The sequence below is a fragment of the Alishewanella longhuensis genome, from assembly GCF_014653435.1.
Lineage (GTDB): Bacteria > Pseudomonadota > Gammaproteobacteria > Enterobacterales > Alteromonadaceae > Alishewanella > Alishewanella longhuensis.
Map to the genome: position 1 here is coordinate 249,838 of NZ_BNAO01000002.1, position 15,150 is coordinate 264,987.

Below are 15,150 nucleotides of genomic sequence, written 5' to 3' on the forward strand. Positions count from 1 at the left end.
ATTTTTCACCGTTAATCATACTGCAACGCTAACAAGCCTTCGTTTAGTAATCGACTAATCTGCAACTCCAGGTCCTGGCTCTCCTCAAACTCAAAAGCATCCAACTGACTATCAAAGGTTAAGGTTGCAACCTTATTGCTCAGCTGCTTTGCTCTAAGTTGTGCCAGAGCTTGCTCTGCTAATTGCATTGAGACTTCCCAATTTAGCAGTTGACCGCCCAGCAAGGGCAATGGGTAAAGCGCGTACGCAGCTGATGAAACAAGTCTGATTAACTGCCCATCCGCTACTATCAATTCACTAGCCGCTAGCTGACTCAACAAGCGGGTGCTGTATTGAGTCACTTGCGCGACTGAAATATCACGGAACACCACCACAAAGCGATCATCAGCATACCGAACCACATAATCTGAACCACCTGTCTCACGAATTAACAGCGCGCTGGCTTGTTGCAACATGGTATCAGCGCTGTTGCTGCCATAATTGGCCAAAATCTGCTGATAATGTTCCAGTTCTAAAAGCAGTAACGCAATGGTTTTGCCTTGTTGGGTTAAGGATTGCCGATTGCGCTGAAAATGCTCGATGTCTTTGGGTAACTGCTCTTGCATAAAGCGCAAGTTACGTAAACCTGTAGTGGCATCTCTATGGGTTAACTGACTCAGTTGTTCATTAAGTTCGTTAAGCTTTTGGTTAGTATTTTCAAGCTCTTGTGTACGTTGCCGTACCAAATTAGCCAACTGCTCTTGTTTAACTAAGTTATTTTGACGGTACAACCAAAACAAGCCGTATAAAGAACACAACAATAATAATAACCACAATAATCTATATAGTACGGTCTCATCAAAGCGCCTGGGGATTTGTAAGAACAGTTGTGTTTCTGTCGCGTCTTGCCAGCTCTGATGAGAATATTTTGCTTGTACTTTAAATTCGAAGCTGCCAGGTGGTAAGTTGGTATAGACCGCTTCGCGCCGGTCTGCTACGTCATGCCACTGCTGATCAAAACCCGCTAATTTGTAGCGAAATACCACACTATCGGGTCGACTAAACTCTAGCGCAGAATAGCTAATACTTAAGTTTCTCTCATACTGTTCCAATGTCTGCCTTTGTTGTAAGCCAGAGACAGGATAGGTATTGTGTGCTGTGACTCTTTTGATTAATGGCTGCAGACCACTGGGCGCTGAACCAATAAACCCCTCAGGCACAGCAACCAACCCCCGCAAAGTCGGGTACCAGAGCTGTTGTTGCCAATAAACAACTTTTGCTTGCCCGGTACCATTACAACAACGACTGGTCACGGAGCCCATCTGTCTATCATAAGGTGAGAGAATTTCTTCTAAACGGAAGCCATCCGTTGCCGCTTGTGCCAAGCTATCGCGCCAGAGCCTGAAAATACCTTTATGCGTACTAATCCATAACCAGCCACTTTGTTGATGAAAGTAAAAACTCAGTGCCGGGCCATGTAACAAGCCATTAGCACCATGCAGTTGTAACCAGGGTTGACCTGGTGGCTGAATAAAAATGCCATCATCTAAAGTACTGACCAAGACCGTATTATCAGGCAGTATTAGTGTTGCCATAATATAGGCATTGTATAACGCACTGCCGATACCAAGGCGAGTTAAACGTTGTTCATGCCACCGATAACTTCCTCGACTGGTGCCAAATACCAACAGATCTTTATTTTGACTTAAAGCGGTAATCTGCCGCGACTCAAGTTCAGGGTTAAATGGCAAAGCCTGTAGCTCAGTGCTATTTGCTAGAAATAACCCTTGTTGCGTGCCAAGCAACACGCCCCCCTCATTCGCAGCCTGAACAACTCTGACAGCTTGTCCTTGTAATAGCGGAAACAAAGGTGTCAGGCTCGCATCTTTTAAAGAATAACGAAATAAACCGCGCTCTAACCCAAGCCACAAATGATCGTCATCCGGCCAAAAAAGATCATGTACTGTCTGACCTTGAAGGTGTGTATCTGTAATTAATTGTTGATATTCGCCCGCCGCTGACAGTATCCCAACATCACTTTGACTGGCAAATAGCAACTGTCCTTGCGGAGTCAGTGATACGCTACGAATGATCGGCTCTGTGCCGGGTAAAAAGCGACGGATTTGACTACGGCTTGCTAAAAATACACCGTCACTAAAACTGCTTAACCAGATATTATGATCTTTATCCTGATAAATATTGCTAAACCAGGGCGAGCTGCCTAATTCAGAAGTGGTAATAGTTTGCCAGGGTTGTTGTTGATATTGATAAAATAATTTGCGATAAACCGACATCCAATTAGCACCGGATATGTCTTGTAATAATCGATAGACTGGCGCTGTAGTTTGATCTGGTAGTAATTGTAGGAGAATACGACCATCCGCTTGCAGGCGGTACAAGCCCGTTTCGCTGGCAATTTGCAAGCCTTCCTCAGTCCAGGCTAAATCATATACTGGGTTTTGTGCCAACTCAGGAGGTAACTCAAACTGCTGCCAGTTACCCTCAACATCACGCTGATATATGGCATCGCTGCTTGACACCCAAATCTGGTTATTGGCTTGCGCAAGCTGGCTTACTACCGCCTTTATGTGCTCAACCCGCTTAACCTTACCTGAGCTAATACTAAACAGCTGATCAGCCGCCACCCAGATCTCGCCTGGTGCAACTTCAAGGAGGGAGGTTACTTCACTAAAAACCGGCAGGCGCTCTAATGTTAAGGTATTGGCATCCAGAACCGATAAACCCGATTTAGTCCCGACCCAAATATTCCCCTCACTGTCAGTTAATAACTGAGTGATCGCATTACTGGCAAGCTTAGGATAGAGCTCGGTATTAAATACCTCGAATTGCCTGCCATCAAAACGATTAAGGCCAAACAAAGTGCCAAACCACATGTAACCTAGTTTGTCTTGGGTAATAGCCCGTACCGAATTACTGGACAAACCATCAGCACTAGTCCAATGCTTAATATCATAATCGTAAACCGAAGGATTGCTGGCATAGATAGCGGGTGCAAAAATAGCCAACACGTGGCACAAAGCGACAAGCGGTAGCCAAAATTTTTGCATAGTCCCTCCTTGGGTTTTTAAATTTTCGATTTAGACCAGCCATCCCAGAGCGAGTAAGGCATGTAATATAACCAAAGCAGGCAATGCCGCAAGTAAATCATCCAGCATAATGCCGAAGCCACCATGTACCCGCTGATCGAACCAGCGAATTGGCCAAGGTTTTACGATATCGAAAAAACGGAATAAGGCAAAGCCAACTAACAAACTCATAATGCTAACCGGTACCAACAACATTGTCAGGGTAAAACCGATAATCTCATCCCAAACAATGGCGCCATGATCATGCTCGCCCACATCAGCCGCAGCCTTGCCACAGACGTAGATCCCCAATAAGGTACCTACCACCAAGAAAGCCACAAACCAACTAGTACCCGCTAAGCTAAGTAGCCAGACCAAGGGCAACGCAACTAAAGTACCAAAGGTACCAGGGGCTTTTGGTGCCAGGCCACTACCAAAGCCTAGCGCCAAAAAGTGTTGCCACTTTGTCAGTTGAAAATTTGCCTTCATCAGAAATGTTGAAACCCTTGATGTTGATAGAAAAAAGGTTGTTCACCGGCTTTGAGCTCTAACTTACCAGCTAACCCGGTAATACGGCCAATACAAGTTACCGGCACGCCATAAGGTGATAGCAGCACATCTAAAGAGCCACGGCGATTTTCTGGTACAGTAAACAATAATTCATAGTCTTCGCCACCAGAGAGCGCCAGCTGAATGGCCAGGGCAGGCTCGCAGCTGTCTCTTAAGGCTTGTGACATGGGCAGCTTATTCACATCAATATAGGCACCAACGCCAGAACGTCTTAAAATATGCGGTAGATCCCCTGCTAAACCATCAGAGATATCCATAGCACTACTGGCGGTATTTCGTAATGCTTGCCCCAGCGCCACACGGGCAGCAGGATAGTGAAAACGCTGCAGCACATGCCCCTGATGCTTTTTACTAATCTCATGTTGCCCTTGCACCAACTTTAGACCTAAAGCAGCATCACCCAGGGTGCCGGTAACATAAATATAGTCACCTACTTTAGCGCCCGAGCGGGTAATCGCTTTGCCACGCGGAACCTGACCTTTGGCAATCATGGTTAAACTTAGTGGGCCACGGGTAGTATCGCCGCCAACTAACTGGCAATTATAGTAGTCGGCCGTTTCATGTAAACCGGCGGCAAACTCCGCTAACCAGGCTTCTTCTATGGCTGGCAGGGTTAAGGCAAGGGACAACCAGGTAGGCTCTGCGCCCATAGCAGCTAAGTCACTGACATTTACCGCTACCAGCTTGTGCCCAAGCGAGCGTGGATCAACATCGGGAAAGAAATGTGTATTGGCAACCATGGTATCAGTCGTCACGACTAAATCGTAACCATCGCGCACTTGCAGTACGGCGCCATCATCACCAACACTGACACAGGTATCAGTGCGCTTAACACCCGCATTCGAAAAATACTTGGCGATTAAATCAAATTCACCCATAAAGATTAAAAAGCCGACTTACGTCGGCTTCTCCATTAATTTGGACGCAGTACCCTAACCGCTTTATCCAGGATGCCGTTTACAAATTTATGGCTATCATCTGCAGCAAAAGATTTGGCCAGTTCAATGGCTTCATTGATGACGACTTTGTAAGGCACATCTAACCGGTACTTTAATTCGTAAGCAGAAACGCGTAACACCGCTTTTTCTACCAGATCGATTTCATCGAACGGTCTCTCGAGATAAGGTTTAATGGCCTCGTCCAGCTTGCTGTGATGCAGTACAACACCACGTAAAATATCCTGAAAATAGGCAACATCAATATGTTTGACGTTATTTTCCAGCAATAATTGCTGTTCAATATCGGCAATAGGATTGTGGCTAACTTGCCAGCTGTAAATACCTTGCACGGCTAAAGAACGTGACTGACGGCGAACATTGGGTTTCATTTAAGCTTCCTGTTACAGCTGTTCTAGCACGTTAATCATTTCCAGTGCTGACATTGCTGCCTCGCCACCTTTGTTACCCGCTTTAGTCCCGGCGCGCTCAATGGCTTGCTCGATACTATCTACCGTTAATACACCAAAGGCGACAGGTAAGTCATATTGCATAGATACCTGTGCGATACCTTTCACGCACTCGCCTGACACATATTCAAAATGCGGGGTACCACCGCGGATCACCGCACCCAAGGCAACGATAGCATCGTATTTTTTACTGGCAGCAACGCGCTGCACTGCCAACGGCAGTTCAAAAGCACCAGGAATACGCACGACAGTGATATCTTGCTCAGCGATATTACCCACGCGCTGTAAGGTATCAATAGCGCCGCTGAGTAAACTCTCAACGATAAAACTGTTAAAGCGCGCGACCACGATCGCAATTTTTTTGCCACGAGCTGAGTAGCCTGCTTCAATTACCTGCATTGCCAGTCCTTACTAGTTAACTGCCATCAAAAATTAGCCGCGTATTCTAACATAATTTCTGTCTATACCCAATGCATTTCAAGATGCTCGGACTATACGCGGTTAAGCTTATTCCGAAACGTAATCCACCACTTCTAAGCCAAAGCCCGATAAAGCATGGTACTTTTTCGGCTGACTTAATAAGCGCATTTTCTTTACGCCCAAGCTGGCTAAAATTTGCGAGCCTAAACCAACATTACGTGAAGTGCCTTTCCACGGCGCTGAACGTGGCTTTTCACCCTTGTCTTCCGCTTCAAAATTCTGCACCATATGCACCAGCTCGTCGGTAGACTCGTGCTTACCTAACAATACCAGCACGCCCCCCTCGGCGGCGATACGTTGCATTGCGGTATGCAGCGGAAAGCTAAGATTATTACTGCGCGTGCTAAGTAATAGATCATTAAAGGTATTATGTAAATGCACCCGCACCAGCGTTGGCTCATCGGCCACTATCTGCCCTTTAACCAAAGCAAAATGCAGCTGATTATCAATGGTGTCTTTAAAGGTCACTAACTCAAACTCGCCCATCTCGGTCGGTAGCTGACAGGTGGCTACTTTTTCAATTGTGGTTTCGTTTAGATTACGGTATTCAATTAAATCCGCAATGGTGCCAATCTTTACCTGATGCTCTTTGGCAAACACTTCTAAATCTGGCCGCCGTGCCATAGTACCGTCGTCATTTAAGATCTCGACAATCACTGCTGCTGGCTCTAGCCCGGCTAAGCGCGCTAAATCACAACCCGCTTCGGTATGACCAGCACGTACTAACACACCACCGTCCTGCGCCATTAACGGGAAAATATGCCCCGGCTGCACGATATCGGTTGGGCTGGCATCACGCGCTACCGCTGCTTTCACGGTACGTGCCCGATCTGCAGCCGAAATACCAGTAGTGACCCCTTCTGCCGCTTCAATTGACACGGTAAAGTTGGTAGAAAAAGGCGATTTATTGGCATCCACCATCAAAGGTAAGGCCAATTGCTTGCAGCGTTTTTTGGTTAAGGTCAGGCAAATTAGACCTCGGCCATATTTCGCCATAAAGTTAATCGCTTCTGGCGTAACATACTCCGCCGCCATCACCAGATCGCCTTCATTTTCGCGATCTTCATCATCCATCAGAATAACCATTTTGCCCTGACGGATATCTTCTATTATTTCAGCAGGTGTATTCAGTTGCATAGCTAACCTTCTTTATAAAAACCCGCGCTGCTGCAGCAGCACCAGATCAACACCACCTGCTGCTGCAGGGGCCTTAGTCGTTAATAACCGTTCTAAATAACGGGCAATCAGATCCACCTCTATATGGACTAGTGCACCTTTTTGCAACTGCACCAAGGTAGTTTCTGCGGCGGTATGCGGCACTATGGTTAAACGAAACCTATCTTTCGCCAGTTCATTGACCGTTAGACTAACCCCATCTATAGTCACTGAACCTTTATGGGCCAAATAAGGGGCGAGTGCCGCCGGCAAACTAAACCACAATTGCCAGGCACGGGCAGACTTCTCGATATGCAGTAACTCACTGACGCCATCGACATGGCCGCTGACCAGATGGCCACCAAGGCGCCCGGTTGCCAATAACGCTTTTTCTAAATTTACCCGCTGCCCTACCTGATACTGTCCAAAACGGGTCAGTGCCAGCGTTTCAGCCGAGACATCTGCGGTAAAGCTTTGGCCGCTAAGAGCGGTAACCGTTAAGCAAACGCCATTGGTGGCAATACTATCACCCAGTTTAACGTCGCTAAAATCGAGCGTCGAACTTTGCACCGTCACCATCAAATCGCCGCCCTTACGACTTAGCTGACTGATAGACCCTGTTGCTTCAATAATTCCAGTGAACATATTAGTGCTCTTCTTGTAAGGCTGTCGCGGTTAAGGTGCTGGCCGCAAAGGTGGCACGGATCCGTAAATCTGGCCCTATGGTTACCACCTCTTGTAGGTGCAGCTTTGGTACCTGAGCCAAGGTTTGATACTCGCCAAGCCTGACGAGCGGCTGCGCTTGTTCGCCCAGTAACAAAGGTGCCTGGTAGATCAGCAATTCATCTGCTAAGCCTTGTTGCATCAGCTCACCGGCTAAGGTGCTGCCAGCTTCAGTCCAAATGCTGTTAATTTGCCGACGGTGCAGTTCAGCGAACAGCTCGGTGAGAGCGAGCCTACCGTTATGAGCAATCGCTAAGGCATATTGCTCTACGGCGACATCGGTCTCAGCCAGCACCTTGGCAGCTTGCCCTTTGGCGTAACAGAGCAGCACCGGGCCCCCCTGCTTAAATAACGGCTCTTCACCTGTTAAACGTTGTTTACTGTCTAAAATGATGCGCAGCGGCTGGCGTAAACTACCGCTTGCTAAAGGCGTGATACTTTGCTGCTGAATTTGTCGCACTGTCAGGCTAGCCGCATCGGCCAGTACCGTATTGGCAGTCGATAGAATAGCGCTACTTTGTGCCCGAAACAATTGCACATCAGCGCGTGCTTCTGGGCTGGTCAACCATTTACTGACACCATTGGCCAGCGCGGTACGGCCATCTAAACTGGCGGCCATTTTTAGCCACACATAGGGCCGCTGACGCTCCATTCGGCTTAAAAAGCCGGGGTTAAGCGCCCGCGCATCACTTTCTAGCAAACCACTTTGCACCTCGATCCCAGCCGCTGTTAAAATTGCTACCCCTTTGCCAGCCACTAACGGATTAGGATCCAGCATGGCAATCACAACCCGTGCCACGCCTGCTTTAACTAAGGCCTCAGCGCAAGGCGGTGTGCGACCATAATGCGCACAGGGCTCTAAGGTAACATAGCAGGTTGCGCCCGCTGCGTTATCGCCGGCCTCTGCTAGGGCATAAACCTCAGCATGGCCTTGCCCAGCCTGCTGATGATAACCGCGACCAATAATTTTTTGATCTTTAACAATTAAGGCGCCCACATTGGGATTGGGATCCGTGGTAAAACGGCCTTTGACAGCCAGTGCAATTGCCTCAGCCATGTGCTGCTGATCAGCCACTGAAAACAACACGACTATTGCTCCCCTAAACGGGCAATTTCTTCACCAAATTCCCGGATATCTTTAAAAGAACGATACACCGAAGCAAAGCGTACGTAAGCCACTTTATCCACTTTAACCAGTTCATCCATAATTAAATTCCCCAGTAGCTGGCTAGCGACTTCGCGCTCACCGGTTGCCCGCAACTGCGATTTGATTTTATGGATCAATTGTTCAATTTCTTCGGTAGACACCGGGCGCTTTTCCAACGAGCGTAGTAAGCCATTTCGCAATTTATCTTCGTTAAAAGGCTCGCGCGAACCATCACGTTTAATAATGCGTGGCATCACTAATTCGGCGGCTTCGAAGGTGGTAAAACGTTCATGACAAGCCAGACATTCGCGGCGGCGACGCACCTGATGTCCGTCAGCCACTAAGCGGGAATCGATAACCTTGGTATCATCGGCATTACAAAAAGGACAAAACATGCGTTGCTCTCTACTTTGACCCATGAAAAAAATGGCCGCAATAGCGGCCATCATAGCATGTTATTATTCGTTACGCATAAACCGGGAAACGACCACAAACGTCAGCTACCTGAGCCTTCACCTGTTCAATCACCGCGGCATCGCCACGGCTGTCCAGCACATCACAAATCAGCTTAGCGACCAGACGCGCCTCGGTTTCTTTAAAACCACGACGGGTAATTGCTGGTGTACCGATACGTAAGCCACTGGTTACGAAAGGTGAACGTGGATCGTTTGGTACTGAGTTTTTGTTAACAGTAATATGCGCACAACCTAACCAAGCGTCTGCTTCTTTACCGGTGATCTCTTTATCAATCAGATCCATTAAGAATAAATGGTTTTCAGTACCACCAGACACCACTTTATAACCGCGGCTCATCATCTCAGCACACATCGCTTTGGCATTCAGTAACACTTGTTGTTGGTATACCTTAAATTCAGGTTGTAAGGCTTCTTTAAAAGCCACCGCTTTTGCAGCAATAACATGCATTAACGGGCCGCCCTGACCACCTGGGAAAACCGCTGAATTCAGCTTTTTCTCAATGGCTTCGTTGCTACGTGCTAAAATCAAACCACCGCGCGGACCAGCCAGTGTTTTATGGGTGGTAGTGGTAACAACGTCAGCAATTGGCACTGGGTTTGGGTATAAACCCGCGGCCACTAAACCAGCAACGTGTGCCATATCAACCAGTAAGTAAGCACCAACTTTATCAGCAATATCACGGAAACGTTGCCAATCAACAATGCCTGAATAAGCAGAAAAACCAGCGATAATTAGCTTAGGCTTATGTTCCAGCGCTAGGGCTTCGGCTTGCTCATAATCAATAACACCCGTTTCTGGGTGCAGACCGTATTGCACGGCATGATATAACTTGCCTGAGGCACTAACTGTAGCACCATGGGTTAAATGGCCACCATGCGCCAGGCTCATGCCTAAAATGGTGTCACCGGCGTTGAGTAATGCAAGGAAAACGGCAGAGTTAGCCTGTGAACCTGAGTGCGGCTGTACGTTAGCGTAATCGGCACCAAATAATTCTTTAGCGCGGGCAATGGCTAAGTCTTCAGCGATATCAACGTATTCACAACCACCGTAGTAACGCTTATGTGGATAGCCTTCGGCATACTTGTTGGTTAATTGTGAACCTTGTGCCTGCAACACCCGTGGGCTGGCATAGTTTTCTGATGCAATTAGCTCAATATGCGCTTCCTGCCGCTCAGTTTCTTGTACCATCGATTGCCATAATTCCGGATCAAAATCGGCAATATTCATATCACGCTTTAACATGCTTTCTCCTGGGCGCGGCTATCACGCTTAAAGGTTAACTACAGTCTAAAAAACTGGCCGGTATTCTACCCTGAAAATTGAATCCTTGCACTGAAAAAGAAGACGTCTAAACGTCTGAAACAAAAAATAGTCTGTACCATCAAACCCTTTGTAGTAAAAAATGGCATCTTAGCTTTACAACGCTACGGGACAAAGTTAAATTACTGGATATTAATACAGTTGTCTAATTGGGGTTAGCTGCTCATGACAAGATGCCGCAAAATCATTCATCTGGATATGGACTGCTTTTTTGCAGCTGTTGAAATGCGTGATAATCCCAGTCTCAAACATATTCCGATTGCGATTGGCGGCAATCGCCACGAGCGCGGTGTGATTGCTACTTGTAACTACCCTGCCCGCGCTTTTGGGGTACGCTCCGCCATGTCTACCCATGAAGCCTTAAAGCGCTGCCCACAGCTCACCTTGTTACGCGGAAATATGGAAAAATATAAAAGCGTTAGCCGGCAAATTCAGGCGATTTTTTTGCGCTACACCGAGCTGGTTGAACCGCTATCACTAGACGAAGCTTACCTAGATGTGAGTGATTGCTCACTGTTTCATGGCAGCGCTACATTTATTGCGGAAGATATTCGCCGCACGGTATTGCAGGAAACCGGTTTAACCGTATCTGCCGGTGTCGCGCCGAATAAATTTTTGGCGAAAATCGCCAGCGATGAGAATAAACCAGATGGGCTCTTTGTATTATCTCCAGATAAAATCAAAGATTTCATCCATACGCTGCCACTGCGCCGCATTCCGGGGGTTGGGCAAAAAACAGCGGAAAAACTGACTCAGCTTAGCCTGACACATTGCCGCGACATTGTGACTTTAGGAGAAGAACCCAGTACACAGATGCTAGCTTTGCTGTTAAAGCATTTTGGCAGCCTGGCCAGCACTTTAATAAAACGCAGCCAGGGTATTGACGAGCGGCCAGTGCAGCAGAGCCGTGAGCGTAAATCTATTGGCGTAGAACAAACCTTAGCAAAAGACCTGGAACAACTAGAACAAGCCCAAGCCGAATTGCTCAAACTACTCCCCACTTTAGAACAGCGTTTATCACAAAGCGGTAAAGCGAGCTTATTACAGAAAATTGGCGTGAAACTTAAATTCAGTGATTTTCGGCAAACTACGGTAGAAACGCAAAGCAACCAACTTAATATGCTCCTGTTTAAACAGCTCCTGGAACAAGCCTGGCAACGGCGGCAAGACAAAGCCGTGCGCTTAATTGGTATCCAACTAGGTTTTAAAACCTTTTGTGAAGAACAACTTAGTTTACCTTTTTAAGCTATATCATCGATTTTGTCGCTAGTTTAGCGTTTAGTCCTTGCTAGCGTAGATTGTGATAGGAGGGTGTTCAATATTCTGTGTGAAAAACAGAGCGCTTTTAAGCACACAATCTTATTAATAAAAAAGCCGGCACTATGGCCGGCTCTTAATAAACTTTTATCAATTAACCGATAACAGTTACGTTTTCAGCCTGTGGGCCTTTTTGACCTTCAGTAACGATAAAAGTTACTTTTTGGCCTTCAACTAGGGTTTTGCGGCCTGTGCCATTGATAGCGCGGAAATGTACGAATACATCTTTGCCGCCTTCACGCTCGATAAAACCAAAACCTTTATCTTCGTTGAACCACTTAACTGTACCAGAAATTAACTGTGACATAACACTCTCTTACTTTAACAAATTTTGCCGGACTTCCGGCGACTTAAATATTACCGGCCACGTCATCGAGCTGATACATATTCAACCGCATTATCAGGGATGCTGATTAAGTGGTCAACATAAATACCCGGGCGAACAGAAAATAGTTTCTCTACAGGCCGTTCCAACGCAGGTTTTAATCCCTGTGCAATTTCAGTGTAGCAGCAAATGTTGAAAAAATAATCAAACTGGATCAATTTTTTTGCGTCTCACCGGCGCGGTGCCATCATCCCCGCCTTCAAAGAAGGTTTTTGTGGCCACTTTTGCCGTTTTAGCTGCAGTATTCGCGCGCTTTTTGGCCGCTGTGCCCGTTGTTGCTGTGGCTTTAGTGGTTTTCGCTGCCGTTTTAGCAGGGGCTGGCACTATACCGCTAAAACGCGCTTCCAAACCGGGGATAACACTAAACTCTACAGGACGGCGTAAAAAAGCCTCAATTTTTTGCAGTGCCAGCCAATCTTTTGGTCCCACCAAAGACATTGCGACGCCTTTGGCGCCCGCACGCCCGGTGCGACCTATACGGTGCACATATTCTTCAGCATGCTTAGGTAAGTCAAAATTTAAAACATGAGACACTTGCAGTAAATCTAAGCCGCGCGACGCTAAATCGGTCGTCACTAACACCTGATACTTGCCAGCAGCAAATTGCTGCATCACCGCATTACGCTGCCCTTGTGTTAAACGGGCACTTAAGCCCATAGCACTGAACCCTTGTTCATTACAAAACACGGCTAAACGCTCGGCATCATCACGGGTCGCCGTAAAAATAATCAGCTGTTTTACCGGCTCATGTTGCAACATATGCTGCAACAGCGCCTCCTTATGTGTTAAGTGATCCGCAAAAACAAACTGTTGCTGAATATCGCTATGTTGTTCATGACCGCTACCTAAGGCCACTCGAAACGGATTCTTTAACAATGATAGCGTCAGCTCATCAACTTCAGCATGATCCAGTGTTGCCGAGAACATCAAGGTTTGCCGCAAACGATGATCAGCCGCTTTATTAATGGCATTCAGTTGCGGCATAAAACCCAGATCCAGCATGCGATCGGCTTCATCCAGAATCAACAATTCTAAGCCCTGTATAAAGACTGATTTGTGCTCAAGGTGGTCGAGGAAACGGCCAGGTGTTGCGACTATCACGTTAGGTTGGCGCTTTAACAGCCTTTCTTGATCATTAAAGTTTTCGCCACCAACAATTAAAGCCGCGGTAACAGGCGTATTGGCGATAAATAAGCGTAACTGAGCATAAACCTGCTTGGCCAGTTCACGGGTTGGCGCCAAAATCAATGCCCGGGCATCCTGCTTTGATAAAGGCCGGCTTTTTAACAGCCGCTGCATCATCGGTAATAAATAGGCTAAGGTTTTGCCGGACCCGGTTTTAGAAGAAACAATTAAATCGCGTCCCACTAACACCGCCGGGATCGCTTCTTGTTGAATATCGGTAGGTTTAGCAAAACCTAAATGTTGGACCGAGCGCAATAAACGCGGGTCTAGCCGCAAATCCTGAAATACCAAAATAAACCCCACTTTGAAAATAGCGCGCTATGATAACCGAACTAACAAATTTGAGTTAGCATCATTTCTCGGGCTAGTATAGTCACTATTTCGCTAATTCGTATTTATCATCATAAATAGAGTGCCCCTATGAGTAACGCCTTTAAAGAACAATTGTTAAAAGCCGGCCTGGCCGATCCGAAAAAATTAAAAGCGGCAAAAAAGCAGCAGCATCAGCAGCGGGTGCAAGCGGGTAAAAGTCAAAAGCCGGTTAGTGAAACGACATTACTCGCGGAACAACGCCGACAAGAACAAGTGGCCCGTGATCAAGAATTAAACCGGAAAAAACAGGAACAACTGCAGAAAAAAGCTATCTTAGCGCAAGTAAAACAGTTGATTGCGCATAACACTATTAAACCTAGTGGTGAGCTGTCATTTAACTTTACTGATGGCACTTTAGTAAAACGCATTTACGTTAACAACAAGTTGCATGGCGAATTAACTCGTGGTTTACTCGCTGTTGTCAGAGATGGTGAACAATATGTATTAGTACCAGCGGCTATTGCCGCCAAGATTGCACAGCGCGAGCCGGATTGTATAGTGGTACTGCATGATCGCCAGCAACAAACTGTAGACGAGGATGATCCTTATGCTGCCTATCAAATCCCTGACGATTTGATGTGGTAAAGTCAAAAATCCTTGTCTGGCTAGTCTAATCAGACTCAAATTACGTTACCGCTAACAAAGGAGCTTACTATGCGGCTATTACTATCATCCTGCTTTATTATTTTACTCACAACCAGCCAGGCATTATTTGCCGCCTCGGTATGGCAAGTTAGTAAAGACGATCAGAGTTTTTATCTGGTCGGTACTGTGCATTTATTAAGCGAATCAGATTTCCCACTACCCGCGGCATTTGATACCGCTTTTAATGCCAGCAACCACCTGATCTTTGAAACAAATTTAGCAGACCTGACCAGCCCCAAGGGCATGAATTTGTTAATGTCGCAAAACACTTACAAACCAGGGCAAAATTTACAGCAAGTCTTATCAAAAGAGGTATATCAACAACTGCAAAGCAAAGCTGCTGAGCGACAGTGGCCACTTACTTCTATCGAGCAATTTAAGCCTGCTTTTGCCGCCATCATGTTGGCCACGCTGGAGCTACAACGTTTAGGCGCAGCTTCGACCGGTGTCGACATGCACTACTTGCAGCTTGCCCAGCAGCAGCAAAAGACCTATGGCGGCTTAGAAACCCTGGACGAACATTTAGGCGTGATGACAGCATTAAATAAACTGGATGCAGATAGCATTATCAGTGCGACATTGAAAGACTTAGCACAAACGGAAACTATGCTAGCACAGATGAAAGCAGCCTGGCGCAGTGGCGATACTGACGCACTGGAAACCTTATTTCTTGCTGATATGAAAGCCTTCCCAGACATGTACAACATTATGCTGGTCGATAGAAATCATGCCTGGATGAAAACGCTAGAGCAGCTAACTGAACCAGGTACGATGGTACTGGTCGGTGCCTTGCATATGGTGGGTGACGATGGCTTACTAAAATTACTGACAAGCCGCGGCTATACCATCAAGCAATTAGTTGACTAACTGATCTTCGCTGTCTCATCTCACTGGCAACTTGCGC

The 15,150-nt window shown here is 46.7% G+C and carries 15 protein-coding genes; 3 read left to right on the forward strand and 12 right to left on the reverse strand.

The window, feature by feature from the left end:
* Positions 1-11 precede the first annotated feature (11 nt).
* From IE163_RS05150 to glyA, 10 genes are all read right to left on the reverse strand, one after another.
* Positions 12-3,047, reverse strand: coding sequence for a two-component regulator propeller domain-containing protein (locus IE163_RS05150; RefSeq protein ID WP_189430924.1), 3,036 nt, complete (start codon positions 3,045-3,047; stop codon positions 12-14).
* 30 nt (positions 3,048-3,077) lie between these two features.
* Entirely contained in the window at positions 3,078-3,554 is a 477-nt protein-coding gene (locus IE163_RS05155; RefSeq protein WP_189430927.1) for a phosphatidylglycerophosphatase A family protein, read from the reverse strand.
* Positions 3,554-4,513, reverse strand: coding sequence for a thiamine-phosphate kinase (gene thiL, locus IE163_RS05160; protein ID WP_189430929.1), 960 nt, complete (start codon positions 4,511-4,513; stop codon positions 3,554-3,556). Before thiL ends, IE163_RS05155 begins: the two co-directional genes overlap by 1 nt.
* 35 nt (positions 4,514-4,548) lie before the next feature.
* Positions 4,549-4,962, reverse strand: coding sequence for a transcription antitermination factor NusB (gene nusB, locus IE163_RS05165; RefSeq protein ID WP_189430931.1), 414 nt, complete (start codon positions 4,960-4,962; stop codon positions 4,549-4,551).
* A 12-nt stretch (positions 4,963-4,974) separates the two neighbouring features.
* Positions 4,975-5,439: a 6,7-dimethyl-8-ribityllumazine synthase gene (ribH, locus tag IE163_RS05170; RefSeq protein ID WP_189430933.1), complete on the reverse strand. Its 465-nt coding sequence runs from the start codon at positions 5,437-5,439 to the stop codon at positions 4,975-4,977.
* 108 nt (positions 5,440-5,547) lie between these two features.
* On the reverse strand, positions 5,548-6,657 hold the full coding sequence (gene ribBA, locus IE163_RS05175; protein WP_189430935.1) for a bifunctional 3,4-dihydroxy-2-butanone-4-phosphate synthase/GTP cyclohydrolase II: 1,110 nt from the start codon (positions 6,655-6,657) through the stop codon (positions 5,548-5,550).
* 12 nt (positions 6,658-6,669) lie between these two features.
* Positions 6,670-7,320 (reverse strand): riboflavin synthase, encoded by a 651-nt coding sequence (locus tag IE163_RS05180; RefSeq protein WP_189430937.1) that lies wholly within the window; start codon positions 7,318-7,320, stop codon positions 6,670-6,672.
* Between the two features lies 1 nt (position 7,321).
* The gene (gene ribD, locus IE163_RS05185) at positions 7,322-8,455 is read right to left on the reverse strand and encodes a bifunctional diaminohydroxyphosphoribosylaminopyrimidine deaminase/5-amino-6-(5-phosphoribosylamino)uracil reductase RibD (protein ID WP_189430939.1); all 1,134 of its coding nucleotides are present in this window, start codon (positions 8,453-8,455) and stop codon (positions 7,322-7,324) included.
* Positions 8,456-8,487: 32 nt separating this feature from the next.
* Positions 8,488-8,940: a transcriptional regulator NrdR gene (gene nrdR, locus IE163_RS05190; RefSeq protein WP_189430941.1), complete on the reverse strand. Its 453-nt coding sequence runs from the start codon at positions 8,938-8,940 to the stop codon at positions 8,488-8,490.
* A gap of 70 nt (positions 8,941-9,010) precedes the next feature.
* Positions 9,011-10,264, reverse strand: a complete 1,254-nt coding sequence (glyA, locus tag IE163_RS05195) for a serine hydroxymethyltransferase (protein ID WP_189430942.1) — start codon at positions 10,262-10,264, stop codon at positions 9,011-9,013.
* Positions 10,265-10,507: 243 nt separating this feature from the next.
* Here glyA and dinB point away from each other — a divergent pair, with 243 nt between their 5' ends.
* Entirely contained in the window at positions 10,508-11,587 is a 1,080-nt protein-coding gene (dinB, locus tag IE163_RS05200) for a DNA polymerase IV (protein ID WP_189430944.1), read from the forward strand.
* Between the two features lie 166 nt (positions 11,588-11,753).
* Here dinB and IE163_RS05205 read toward each other — a convergent pair whose 3' ends face one another.
* On the reverse strand, positions 11,754-11,966 hold the full coding sequence (locus IE163_RS05205; RefSeq protein ID WP_189430946.1) for a cold-shock protein: 213 nt from the start codon (positions 11,964-11,966) through the stop codon (positions 11,754-11,756).
* A gap of 222 nt (positions 11,967-12,188) precedes the next feature.
* The gene (locus tag IE163_RS05210; RefSeq protein WP_189430948.1) at positions 12,189-13,520 is read right to left on the reverse strand and encodes a DEAD/DEAH box helicase; all 1,332 of its coding nucleotides are present in this window, start codon (positions 13,518-13,520) and stop codon (positions 12,189-12,191) included.
* Positions 13,521-13,649: 129 nt separating this feature from the next.
* Here IE163_RS05210 and IE163_RS05215 point away from each other — a divergent pair, with 129 nt between their 5' ends.
* Entirely contained in the window at positions 13,650-14,186 is a 537-nt protein-coding gene (locus tag IE163_RS05215) for a DUF2058 domain-containing protein (protein WP_189430950.1), read from the forward strand.
* A gap of 69 nt (positions 14,187-14,255) precedes the next feature.
* On the forward strand, positions 14,256-15,113 hold the full coding sequence (locus IE163_RS05220; protein ID WP_189430952.1) for a TraB/GumN family protein: 858 nt from the start codon (positions 14,256-14,258) through the stop codon (positions 15,111-15,113).
* Positions 15,114-15,150: the final 37 nt, after the last annotated feature.